General features: G+C 72.7%; 6 protein-coding genes (1 of these 6 cut by a window edge). All 6 read left to right on the forward strand.

Annotation, left to right across the window (positions count from 1 at the left end; genetic code table 11):
* A partial coding sequence (locus AC1MIR_RS10905) for an alpha-1,4-glucan--maltose-1-phosphate maltosyltransferase (RefSeq protein WP_480028181.1) occupies positions 1-2943 on the forward strand: 2943 nt, incomplete at its 5' end.
* The gene (gene treS, locus AC1MIR_RS10910) at positions 2940-6224 is read left to right on the forward strand and encodes a maltose alpha-D-glucosyltransferase (RefSeq protein WP_480028182.1); all 3285 of its coding nucleotides are present in this window, start codon (positions 2940-2942) and stop codon (positions 6222-6224) included. The genes AC1MIR_RS10905 and treS, both read left to right, overlap by 4 nt.
* 1 nt (position 6225) lies before the next feature.
* Positions 6226-8385 (forward strand): 1,4-alpha-glucan branching protein GlgB, encoded by a 2160-nt coding sequence (gene glgB / locus AC1MIR_RS10915; protein ID WP_480028183.1) that lies wholly within the window; start codon positions 6226-6228, stop codon positions 8383-8385.
* A gap of 4 nt (positions 8386-8389) precedes the next feature.
* Positions 8390-10486, forward strand: a complete 2097-nt coding sequence (gene glgX, locus AC1MIR_RS10920) for a glycogen debranching protein GlgX (protein WP_480028184.1) — start codon at positions 8390-8392, stop codon at positions 10484-10486.
* Positions 10483-12279 carry a malto-oligosyltrehalose trehalohydrolase gene (gene treZ / locus AC1MIR_RS10925; RefSeq protein WP_480028185.1) on the forward strand — a complete coding sequence of 599 codons (1797 nt, stop codon included), beginning with the start codon at positions 10483-10485 and terminating at the stop codon, positions 12277-12279. Before glgX ends, treZ begins: the two co-directional genes overlap by 4 nt.
* 416 nt (positions 12280-12695) lie before the next feature.
* A protein-coding gene (gene malQ / locus AC1MIR_RS10930; protein WP_480028744.1) for a 4-alpha-glucanotransferase crosses the window boundary here: on the forward strand, positions 12696-12918 show its 5' end (the start). Its footprint extends 1625 nt past the window's final position; only the first 223 of its 1848 coding nucleotides appear in the window; the start codon lies at positions 12696-12698; its stop codon lies beyond the right edge, outside the window.

The raw sequence follows: 12918 nt of genomic DNA on the forward strand, positions 1-12918 counted from the left end.
CCGCCGCCCCCCCCCCCCCCCCCCCCCCCGCCCCCCCCCCCCCCCTCCCACGCCCCGGCCTGCGCCGCCGCGCTGGCCGGCCTGCTGGCGCCGCTCCTGGCCGGCTGGGCGGAGGCCGGGCTCGGCGGGCTGCGCGCCCTCGAACCCGACAAGGTGCCGCCGGTGGTCTGGCGCGAACTGCTCGGCGGCGCCCGCGCGGCGCGGCCGGACCTGCTGGCGCTCGCCTGGACGCCCGGTCTTGCGCCGGCGGCGGTCGCCGCGCTGGGCGATTGCGGCTTCACACACAGCGTCGGCAGCACGCCCTGGTGGGATGGCGCCGCGCCCTGGCTGCTGCGCGAATACGAAGACCGGCGCCTGCACCTGCCGGCGATCGGGCTGGTCGAGGACCCGGCCGGGCCGCGCATCGCGGCCAGGGTGCCTGCCGGCGACGACGCGGCGCGGCGCCGCGCGATGGAGCGCGCCGCGATGCTGGCCGCGACCACCGGCGCGGGCCTGCTGATGCCGATGGGCTTCGAATGCGGCGCGACGCGCCCGCTGGATGTCACCTCGGACCGCGAGGCCGACTGGGCCTGGATGCAGGCGCAGGGCGAGGCTGGGACCGCCGCGACCGTCGCCGCCGCGATCCGCCTGATGCGGCAGACGGCGGCGCTTGCCACCGCCGGGCAGGCGCTGCCCCTCTCCGGCCCCGCCGCGCCGGTGGCGGCCTTCGCGCGCGTCGCGGGCGGCGACATCCGCCGGGCGGAGCAGGCGGCGCTGGTCTTCGCCAATGCCTCGGCCAACGCCCCGGCCAGCCTGCTGCCCGACGCCGCGCTGGCCGGCTTCGACGGCCGCTTCCCGGCGCTGCGCCAGGTGCATCCCGCCGGCGCCGAGGGCGATGTGCTGGTGCCCGGCCGGCCGGTGGTGCTGGCGCCCGGCGAGGTGCGCGTCTTCGCCGGCCGCGCCGCCCCGCGCATCGCCCTGACGCCGGCGCCGCTGGCCGCCGCGGCGGCGCGCGCCGCGCCGCGCATCGCCATCGAGCGCGTCGCCCCCGCCGCCGATGACGGCCGCTTCCCGGTGAAGCGCCTGGCCGGCGAATCGGTGGAGGTCACGGCCGACATCTTCGCCGACGGGCATGAGGCGCTGGCCGCCGTGCTGCGCTGGCGCGCCCCCGGCAGCGACACCTGGCAGGAAGCGCGGATGACGCGCGGCGAGAACGACCGCTGGTCCGGGCACATGCCGCTCCTCGCCCCCGGCCTGCACCATTTCGCCGTCGAGGCGTGGCGCGACCTGTTCGCGGCGTGGCGCGACGAGGTGGAGAAGAAGCACGCGGCCGACGTGCCGATCGCGCTGGAACTGCAGGAAGGCATCGCGCTGGTCGAGCACGCGGCCTCGCGCGCGACCGGCGCCGATGCGGAGCGCTTCTCCGACCTGCTCCGCCGGCTCGGCACGGCGGAGGAGGGCGGGCGCCTGCACGACCTGCTCTCCGAGGAGACGCGGCTGATGATGCGCCGCTGGGCGGAGCGCACGCAGGCGGCGCGGACCGCGGCGGAGTATCCGGTGATGGCGGACCGCCGCGCCGCCGTCTTCGCCTCCTGGTACGAGATGTTCCCGCGCTCGGCCTCGGACGACGCGGCGCGGCACGGCACCTTCGACGACGTGATCCGCCACCTGCCGCGCGTGCGCGCGATGGGCTTCGACGTGCTGTATTTCACGCCGATCCACCCGATCGGTCGGAAGAACCGCAAGGGGCGCAACAACACGCTCAAGGCCGGGCCGGGCGATCCCGGCAGCCCCTATGCGATCGGCGCCGCGGAAGGCGGGCACGACGCGCTGCATCCCGAGCTCGGCGACCTCGCCGCCTTCCGCCGGCTGGTGGCGGCGGCGGAGGCGCATGGCATCGAGCTCGCGCTGGATTTCGCCATCCAGTGCAGCCCCGACCATCCCTGGCTGGCGGAGCATCCCGGCTGGTTCGCATGGCGCCCCGACGGCAGCCTGCGCTACGCGGAGAACCCGCCGAAGAAATACGAGGACATCGTCAATGTGGATTTCTACGCGCCCGATGCGGTGCCGGGCCTCTGGATCGCGCTGCGCGACGTGATCCTGCACTGGATCGAGCAGGGGGTGCGCACCTTCCGCGTCGACAATCCGCACACCAAGCCGCTGCCCTTCTGGGAGTGGATGATCGCCGACGTGCAGGCGCGCCATCCCGACGCGATCTTCCTGTCGGAGGCCTTCACCCGGCCGAAGATGATGAAGCGCCTGGCCAAGGCCGGCTTCACGCAGTCCTACACCTACTTCACCTGGCGCAACACGAAGGCGGAGCTGACCGAATACCTGACGGAACTGGCCACGACAGAGGCGGCGGAATTCTACCGCCCGCATTTCTTCGTCAACACGCCCGACATCAATCCGCGCTTCCTGCAACAATCCGGCCGCGCGGGGCACCTGATCCGCGCCGCGCTGGCGGCCACGCTGTCGGGCCTCTGGGGCGTCTACAACGGCTTCGAGCTCTGCGAGGCGACGCCGATGCCGGGGAAGGAGGAGTATCTCGACTCCGAGAAATACGAGATCCGCGCCTGGGACTGGAACCGGCCGGGCAACATCGTGGCCGAGGTCGCCGCGCTGAACCGCATCCGGCGGGAGAACCCGGCGCTGCAGACACATCTCGGCCTGCAGTTCCTGACCTGCTGGAACGACAGCATCATCGCCTACCGGAAGATGACGCCCGACCGCTCCAACCTGGTCCTGGTGCTGGTGAACCTCGACCCCTTCGCCGCGCAGGAGGCCGGGTTCGAGGTGCCGCTGTGGGAATTCGGGCTGCCTGACGACGGGGAGGTCTCGGTCGAGGATCTCGTCACCGGACAAGCCTGGCGATGGCGTGGCAAGGTGCAGCATCGCCGCCTCGACCCCGCCATCCTTCCCTACGCCATCTGGCGCATCTCCCGACCCGGAATGAGTGCATGACCGACGCCGACCCGCACTGGTACAAGGACGCGATCATCTACCAGGTGCATGTGAAGTCCTTCTTCGATTCCAACGACGACGGGATCGGCGATTTCGAGGGCCTGATCCGCAAGCTCGACTACATCGCCGGGCTCGGCGTGAACGCGATCTGGCTGCTGCCCTTCTATCCCTCGCCGCGCCGCGACGACGGCTACGACATCGCCGACTACCGCGGCATCCACCCGGACTACGGCACGATGCGCGACTTCGCCCGCTTCGTGGCGGCGGCGCACAAGCGCGGGCTGCGGGTGATCACCGAGCTGGTGGTCAACCACACCTCCGACCAGCACGAATGGTTCCAGCGCGCCCGGCGCGCGAAGAAGGGATCCTGGCAGCGCGACTTCTACGTCTGGGCCGACGACGACAAGGGCTTCTCCGAGACGCGAATCATCTTCCTCGACACCGAGAAGTCGAACTGGGCCTGGGACGAGGAGGCGAAGGCCTACTACTGGCACCGCTTCTACAGCCACCAGCCCGACCTCAACTTCGACAACCCCCGCGTGCTGCGCGCCATCACCGACGTGATGCACATGTGGCTGAAGATGGGCGTGGACGGGCTCAGGCTGGACGCCGTGCCGTACCTCGTCGAGCGCGAAGGCACGAACAACGAGAACCTGCCGGAGACGCACGACGTCATCAGGAAGATCCGCGCCGAGATCGACGCGCACTACCCCGACCGCATGCTGCTGGCCGAGGCGAACCAGTGGCCGGAGGACGTGAAGGAGTATTTCGGCCAGGGCGACGAATGCCACATGGCCTTCCACTTCCCGCTGATGCCGCGGATGTACATGGCGATCGCGCAGGAGGACCGCTACCCGATCACCGACATCCTGCGCCAGACGCCGCCCATCCCGGACAGCTGCCAATGGGCGATCTTCCTGCGCAACCACGACGAGCTGACGCTCGAGATGGTGACCGACGAGGAACGCGACTACCTCTGGTCCACCTACGCCACCGACCGCCGCGCGCGCCTCAACCTCGGCATCCGCCGCCGCCTCGCGCCGCTGATGGAGCATGACCGCCGGCGCGTCGAGCTGATGAACAGCCTGCTGCTCTCCATGCCCGGCACGCCGGTGATCTACTACGGCGACGAGATCGGCATGGGCGACAACATCTTCCTCGGCGACCGCGACGGCGGGCGCACGCCGATGCAATGGTCGAACGACCGCAACGGCGGCTTCAGCCGCGCCGACTTCGCCCGCCTGGTGCTGCCGCCGGTGATGGACCCGATCTACGGCTTCCAGGCGCTGAACGTCGAGGCCCAGTCGCTCGATCCGCACAGCCTGCTGAACTGGATGCGGCGGATGATCGCGGTGCGCCAGGCGCATGCCGCCACCTTCGGCCGCGGCGGCTACCGCTTCCTCTATCCCGGCAACCGAAAGGTGCTGGCCTATGTGCGCGAGCACGAGGGCGAGGCCATCCTCTGCGTCGCCAACCTGTCGCGCTCCCCGCAGGCGGTGGAGCTCGACCTCTCGCCCTGGCATGGCCGCGTGCCGCTGGAGCTGCTCGGCCGCACGCCCTTCCCGCCGGTCGGCGACCTGCCCTACCTGCTGACGCTGCCGGCATACGGCTTCTACTGGTTCGTGCTGGCCGAGGAGCACGCGCTGCCGAGCTGGCACACGCCGGCGCCGGCCGCCATGCCGGACCTCGTGACCTTCGTGCTGCGCGAAGGCCTCACCACCGCCTTCGGCGACCAGGACCGCGTGACGTTCGAGAGACAGGTGCTGCCCGCCTACCTGCCGCTGCGCCGCTGGTACCAGGGCAAGGGCAGGCGGCTGGCGGAGGCGCAGGTGACCGCCGCCGCGACACTGCGCACGGCCGAAGGCGAGATGATGCTGACCGAGATCTCCACCGTCGCGGACAGCACCGACCGCTACCTGATGCCGCTCGCCGTGGTGTTCGAGGATCGTGAGCGCATCCCCGCGCTCTCCGCGCAGCTTGCGCTGGCGCGCGCGCGGCGCGGGCGGCGCGTGGGGCTGGTGACCGACGCCGTCTCCCGCGATGCCTTCATGCGCGCCATGGTCGCCGCGCTGGCCGACCGTGCCGTGCTGCCCTGCGGCAAGGGCGAGATCCGCTTCCGCCCCGCGGAGCGCCTGGCCGCGCTGCTGCCGGAGGCGGACACCGCCGTCGCCCGCTTCGGCGGGGAACAGTCCAACACCACGCTGATGATGGGCGAGGTCGTGCTGAAGATCGTGCGCCACACCTTCCTCGGCGTGCATCCCGAGGCCGAGATGTGCCGCTACCTGACCGGTCCGGGCGGCTTCGACGGCACGCCGGCGTTCCTCGGCGACGTCGTGCATCTGGAACCGGACGGGTCGGAGCGCACGCTGGCGGTGGCGCAGGCCTTCGTGCGCAACCAGGGCGATGCCTGGTCCTGGACGCTGGCGCAGCTCAAGCGCCGCCTCGAGGACGTGCTGCAGGAGACGGCGGCGGAGAAGGACGGGTCGGCCGCGGCCGAAAGCGTGCTCGACACGCTCGGCCCCTTCCTCGCCACGCTCGGCCGGCGCGTCGCGGAGATGCATCTGGCGCTGGCGCGCGAGACCGACGATGCCGACTTCGCGCCCGCGCCGATGCGCAGGGCGGACCTCGCCCGCTGGCAGGAGGAGGCTGGCCGCGAGACCGAGGCGGCACTCGACCTGCTCGCGGCGCGCATGGCGGAGCTGCCCGAGGAGGTGCGCGGCCCGGCCGCGACGCTGCTCGATGCGCGCGCGTCCCTGCTCGCGCGCCTTGCGCACGACCTCGCCGGCGCCACGGGCGGGCTCTGCACACGCATCCATGGCGACCTGCATCTCGGCCAGGTGCTCGTCGCCGCGGGCGACGCGGTGATCGTGGACTTCGAGGGCGAGCCGCTGCGCCCGCTGGCGGAGCGGCGCGCGCGCAGCGCGCCGGCGCGCGACGTGGCGGGCATGCTGCGCAGCCTGGACTATGCGGCGGCCTCGGCGTTGCGCGACCTCACGCCGCATGCCGGCGGCATCCCCGATCCGCGGCCGGCGACCGTGGAACGCTGGGGGCGGGAATCGCGGGAGGTCTTCCTCGCCGCCTATCGCGACACGATCGGCGACAGCCCCGCCTGGCCGTCGGACCCGGCGGAGCGGGACGCGCTCACCGATCTCTTCGTCGCCGCCAAGGCGGCCTACGAACTGGCCTATGAACTGCGCAACCGCCCCGGCTGGGCGGGGATCCCGATCGGGGCGCTGTGCAGGATCGCGGGCGTGGACACATCCGCGGCGGAGGCCGACTGACATGGCCGTTTCCGACACCGCCCTCGCGCTGCTGGCGGAAGGCCGGCATGGCGATCCCTTCGCCCTTCTCGGTCCGCACGACACGCCGGACGGCACCATGGTGCGCTGCTTCCTGCCGGGCGCGCGCGGCGTCACCGCCATCGGGCAGGATGGCGGCGTGCTGGCGACGCTGCAGCCGGCAGGGCCCGGCGGCATCTTCGCCGGCCGGCTCCCCGCCCGCGCGCCGTACCGGCTGAGGATCGCCTGGCCCGGCGCCGAGCAGGAGACGGAGGATCCCTACGCCTTCCCGCCGCTGCTCGGCGATCTCGACCTGCATCTGATCGCGGAGGGCCGGCATCGCGAACTCGGCCGCGTGCTCGGCGCGCATGTCGTGGAAGCGCAGGGCGTCGCCGGCGTGCGCTTCGCGGTCTGGGCGCCGAACGCGCAGCGCGTCTCGGTGGTCGGCGACTTCAACGGCTGGGACGGCCGGCGCCATCCGATGCGCCGGCGCGTGGAGGCGGGCGTGTGGGAGATCTTCATCCCGCGCCTCGGCCCCGGCGCACGCTACAAATACGAGCTGATCGGCCCGGATGGCGTCCTGCTGCCGCTCAAGGCGGATCCCTGCGGCGGCGAGGCGGAGCGCCCGCCGGCCACCGCCTCCATCGTGCCGCACCCCGCGCCGCCGGCGGCGGTGCGCGGCGCCGGCCCGCCGCATGCGCCGGATGCGCCGATCTCCATCTACGAGGTGCATGCGACCTCCTGGATGCGCCATGAGGACGGGCGGCCGCTGAACTGGGACGAGTTGGCCGACCGGCTCGTGCCCTATGCCGCCGGCATGGGCTTCACCCATCTCGAGCTGCTGCCGGTGACGGAGCATCCCTTCGAGGGCAGCTGGGGCTACCAGCCGATCGGCCTGTTCGCGCCGACCTCCCGCCTCGGCCCGCCGGAGGGCTTCCGCCGCTTCGTCGCGCGCGCCCATGCGGCCGGGCTCGGCGTGATCGTCGACTGGGTGCCGGCGCATTTCCCGACCGATGCGCACGGCCTCGGCCGCTTCGACGGCACGGCGCTCTACGAGCATGCCGACCCGCGCGAAGGCTTCCACCGCGACTGGTCCACGCTGATCTACAATTTCGGCCGGCACGAGGTGCGCGGCTACCTGATCGCCTCGGCGCTGCACTGGCTGCGCGACTTCGGCTGCGACGGGCTGCGGGTGGATGCGGTGGCCTCCATGCTCTACCGCGACTACTCCCGCCAGCCCGGCGAATGGGTGCCGAACGTCCATGGCGGACGGGAGAACCTGGAAGCCGTGGCCTTCCTGCGCGAGTTGAACGAAGCCGTTGCGCAACATGCGCCCTGGGCGACGGTGATGGCGGAGGAATCCACCGCCTGGCCGAAGGTGTCGGCGCCGGTCGCCGAGGGCGGGCTCGGCTTCGGCTACAAGTGGAACATGGGCTGGATGCACGACACGCTGCACTACGTCGCGCGCGATCCGATCCATCGCCCGCATCATCACGACGAGATCACCTTCGGCCTCGTCTACGCCTTCAGCGAGCGCTTCGTGCTGCCGCTCAGCCATGACGAGGTGGTGCACGGCAAGGGCAGCCTGATCGGCAAGATGCCGGGCGACCGCTGGCAACGCTTCGCCAATCTGCGCGCCTATCTCGGCTTCATGTGGGCGCATCCGGGCAAGAAGCTGCTGTTCATGGGCGGCGAGATCGCGCAGGAGCGGGAGTGGAACCACGACGCGCAGCTGGACTGGCCGGCGCTGGACGACCCGCTGCATGCCGGCATGCAGCGCCTGGTGCGCGACCTGAACCTGGTGATGCGCGACACGCCCGCGCTGCACCGTCGCGACGCCGATCCGCAGGGCTTCGACTGGGTGATCGGCGACGACCGGGTGAACAGCGTCTTCGCCTTCCTCCGCCACGGCGCCTGGGGCGAGCCGTCCGCGCTCGTCGTGTGCAACTTCACGCCGGTGCCGCGGCACGGCTACCGCATCGGCGTGCCGGTCGGCGGCCGCTGGGTGGAACGCATCAACACCGATGCCGGCGTCTATGGCGGCAGCGGGGTGGGCAGCGGCGCCGCCATCGCGGAGAAGGTGCCGAGCCATGGCCGGGACCACTCGCTCTCGCTCAGCCTGCCGCCGCTCGGGACACTGGTCCTGACCTCGGCGGGAGGCTGAGCGGGTGCCGCGCCTGCCGGACCGGCTCGAGGCCGGGCACCCGCATCCCCTCGGCGCCAGCTTCGACGGCGCCGGGGTGAACTTCGCCCTGTTCTCCGAACATGCCGAGCGCGTGGTGCTCTGCCTGTTCGACAGGCAGGGGCGGAAGCAGATCGCGCGCTTCGACCTGCCGGAATGCACCGACGGCGTCTGGCACGGCTACCTGCCGGGCCTCGGTCCGGGATGGTCGTACGGCTACCGCGTGCACGGGCCTTACCGGCCGCAGGAAGGCCACCGCTTCAACCCGCACAAGTTGCTGCTCGACCCCTATGCGCGGGCGCTGATCGGCGAACTGCGCTGGAGCGATGCGCTGTATGGCTACCGCATCGGCGCGGCGCGCGAGGATCTCTCCTTCGACCGGCGCGACAGCGCCGCCGGCATGCCCAAGGCGCTGGTGGTCGCCGATGCCGCGACGCCGCCGCTGCGCATGGGCCGGGCCTGGCGCGACACGGTGATCTACGAGGCGCATGTGAAGGGCCTGACCGCGACCCTGCCGGAGGTGCCTCCGCATGAGCGCGGCACCTTCGCCGCGCTGGCCGATCCCTTCGTCATCGAGCATCTGCAGCGCATCGGCGTCACCGCGGTGGAGCTGATGCCGGTGCATGCCTTCGTGGACGACCGCTTCCTGGTCGAGAAGGGGCTGCGCAACTACTGGGGCTACAGCACCCTCGGCTTCTTCGCGCCCGAGCCGCGCTACCTCTCGCGCCGCGACCCGGAGGAGGCGCGGCTCGCCATCCGACGCCTGCAATCGGCGGGCATCGAGGTGATCCTCGACGTGGTGTACAACCACACGGCGGAAGGCAACGAGCGCGGGCCGACGCTGTCCTTCCGCGGCATCGACAATGCCAGCTACTATCGCCTGCTGTCCGACAACCGGCGCTACCACATCAACGACACGGGCACCGGCAACACGCTGAACCTCTCGCATCCGCGGGTGATCCAGATGGTCACCGACAGCCTGCGCCACTGGGTGACGCAATACGGCGCGAACGGCTTCCGCTTCGACCTCTGCACCATCCTCGGGCGGGAGACCAACGGCTTCGACCCGGATTGCGGCTTCTTCGACGCGCTGCGCCAGGACCCGGTCCTGGCCGGCGTGAAGCTGATCGCCGAGCCCTGGGACATCGGGCCGGGCGGCTACCAGCTCGGCAACCACCCGCCCGGCTTCGCCGAATGGAACGACCGCTTCCGCGACGGCGTGCGCCGCTTCTGGCGCGGCGACGAGGGGCTGCGGCCGGAACTCGCCGCGCGCATCGCCGGCTCCGCCGACCTGTTCGACCGCCAGCATCGCCGCGCCTGGGCGAGCGTGAACTTCGTCGCCGCGCATGACGGCTTCACCCTGCGCGACCTGGTCTCCTACGCCGAGCGGCACAACGAGGCGAATGGCGAGGACAACCGCGACGGCCATGCCGACAACCACTCCGCAAATTGGGGCGCGGAAGGGGAGACGGAGGAGCACGCCTTCCGCGCGCTGCGCCTGCGGGTCGCGCGCGCCATGCTCGCGACCGTCTTCGTCTCCCGCGGCACGCCGATGGTCCTGATGGGCGACGAGGCCTGGCGCACCCAGGGCGGCAACAACAACGCCTATTGCCAGGACAACCCGATCGCCTGGATGCGCTGGGACGAGGACGCGCCGGAGGAGGCGGCAGGGATGACCGCCTTCGCCGCCCGGCTCGCGCAGCTCCGCCGTGCCTATCCGGTCCTGCGCACCGACCGCTTCCTGCACGGCGCGGAGGTGCTGCCCGGCCTTGCGGACATCGCCTGGTCCGAGCCGGAAGGCGGCGCGATCACGCAGGATGGCTGGCATGATCCCGGCCGCCGCGCCCTGGCGCTGCAGCTGGCCGGCGCGGGGGCGGCGCCCGGCTCGATCGACGTGCTGCGCATCCTGATGAACGCGCATGGCCATCCCGTCCGCTTCGTCGTGCCGCCGGTGCAGGGCGCGGCCTTCCGCGCCGTGCTCGACACCGGCGCGCCCGAGGCGCCGATCGTCGCGGACGCCGAGGGCATCGAACTGCCCGCCCATGCCTTGGCGGTGTTCGCCGCGAGGATCATGCCCGCATGACGCTGCGCCGCTTCCGCCACCGCCTGCCCTTCGGCGCCGAGCCAGGCGCCGACGGCATCACCCGGTTCCGGCTCTGGGCGCCCGCCCTGCGCGCCGCCGCCGTCGTCCTGCGCGACGGGCCGGAGGTGCCGATGCGGCCCGAGGCACAGGGCTGGTTCGCGGCGGAGGTCGCCGCGCCGCCCGGCACGCGCTACCGCTACCGCGTCGCGCCCGACCTCGCGGTGCCGGACCCGGCCTCGCGCGCGCAGGATGGCGATGTCGGCGGCTGGTCGGTGGTGACCGATCCGGCCGCCTTCGCGTGGCGGCATGGCGACTGGCAGGGCCGCCCCTGGCACGAGACCGTGCTGTACGAACTGCACGCCGGCAGCTTCGGCGGTTTCCGCGGCGTGACGGCGGCGCTGCCGCGTCTCGCCGCGCTCGGCGTCACCGCGGTGGAGCTGATGCCGGTCGCCGATTTCGCCGGCACGCGCAACTGGGGCTATGACGGCGTGCTGCCCTTCGCCCCCGACGAGGCCTATGGCACGCCCGAGGATCTCAAGGCGCTGGTGGATGCCGCGCACGGCCTCGGGCTGATGGTCTTCCTCGACGTCGTCTACAATCACTTCGGGCCGGAGGGGAACTGGCTGCACGCCTATGCCGAGCCCTTCTTCGCGGCCGGCACGCACACGCCCTGGGGGGCGGCGATCGATTTCTCCCGCGCGCCGGTGCGCGACTTCTTCATCGAGAACGCGATCCACTGGGTGATGGAGTACCGCTTCGACGGCCTGCGCTTCGACGCCGTGCACGCGATCGAATCCGCGCCGGGCGAGGATTTCCTGCAGGAGATGGCGCAGCGTGTCCGCGTCGCGGTCGAGCCCGGCCGGCATGTCCATCTGGTGCTGGAGCACGACGAGAACGCGGCCTCCCATCTCGGTGCCGGCGGCTACGACGCGCAGTGGAACGACGACGGCCACCACTGCCTGCATGTGCTGCTGACCGGCGAGGAGGACGGCTACTACGCCGACTACGCCGAGGCGCCGGCGGCGCTGCTGGCGCGCTGCCTGTCGCAGGGCTTCGCCTATCAGGGCGAGGCGTCGGCGCATCGCGGCGGCGCGCCGCGCGGCGAGCCATCGGGCCACCTGCCGCCCACCGCCTTCGTGCTGTTCCTTCAGAACCACGACCAGATCGGCAACCGCGCGATGGGCGAGCGCATGTCGGCGCTCGCGCCGTCCGAAGCCGTGGATGCGGCGCGCGCGCTGCTGCTGCTCGCGCCGCAGGTGCCGATGCTGTTCATGGGCGAGGAATGGGCCAGCCGCACGCCCTTCCTCTACTTCACCGACTTCACCGGCGACCTCGCCAGGGCGGTGCGGGAAGGGCGGCAGCGCGAGTTCGCACGCTTCGCCGCCTTCGCCGGCGAGGCCGCGCGCGCCGCCATCCCGGACCCCAACGCGCCCGCGACCTTCGAACATTCCCGGCCCGACCCGGCGGAAGCGGAGGCGGCGCCACAGGCCGCGGCACTGCAGGCGACGCGCGCGCTGCTGGCGCTGCGCGCGGCGGAGATCGTGCCGCGCCTGAACGGCAGCGCCGCGCTCGCCGCGGAGGCGATCGGCCCGGCGGCGGTGCGCGCCGCATGGCGCATGGGCGACGGCGCCACGCTGCGCGTGCTGTGCAATCTGGGGCGCGATCCGATCGCCGTCCCGCCGGAACCGGGCCACGCGCTGCACGCCACCCCGGCGGAGGCGGCGCCGCAGGCGGCGTCGGGCATGCTGCCCGGCTTCGCCACGCTCTGGTTCCTCGACCGAAGGGCCGCGTGATGACGCAAGCGGACGACGCCCTCCTCCACCTGGCCACGCTGCACGGCTTCGAGCCGCGCTGGCAGGATTTTCGCGGCCGGCACCAGGTGGTGAGTGCCGACACGCTGCGCCTGCTGCTGCGCGCGCAGGGCGTGGACGCCACCGATCCCGCCGGCGCGCTCGCCGCCGCGATGGAGCATGCGCGCCGCGCGCCGCTGCCGCCGCGGCTGACCGGCACCGCCGGGCAGGCGCTGCACATCGCCCTGCCGATGGACTGCCCGCTGGAGCGCAGCATCGCCTGGCGCATCGAGACGGCGGCGGGCGCCGTGCATGAGGGCCACGCCCACCCGCATTGCGACCGCGCCGACCCGCTGCTCGGCCAGCCGCGCCCGATGATCGCCGTGCCGCTGCCGCCAGAGCCCGGCGAGGCGCATCTGATGCTGGATGGCGGCCTCGCCGCGGGCGCGGCGCTGACCATCGCGCCGCCGCGCTGCTTCCAGGGCCCGCTGGCCGATCGGCGCTGCTGGGGCCTCGGCGTGCAGATCTACGGCCTGCGGGCGGCGGGCGATGGCGGCCTCGGCCATTTCGGCGCCGTGGCCGCCCCCGCGCGGGCCGCGGGGCGCGGGGCGGGCCCCGCCGCGCGCCCCGCCCCCCCCGCGC

It is taken from the genome of Falsiroseomonas sp. RANM36 (genome assembly GCF_056682175.1).

What these genes read in the sequence shown, in the direction of transcription:
- treS (WP_480028182.1), top strand. Translation starts at nt 2,940, where the DNA reads ATGACCGACGCCGACCCGCACTGGTACAAGGACGCGATCATCTACCAG.
- glgB (WP_480028183.1), top strand. Translation starts at nt 6,226, where the DNA reads ATGGCCGTTTCCGACACCGCCCTCGCGCTGCTGGCGGAAGGCCGGCAT.
- treZ (WP_480028185.1), top strand. Translation starts at nt 10,483, where the DNA reads ATGACGCTGCGCCGCTTCCGCCACCGCCTGCCCTTCGGCGCCGAGCCA.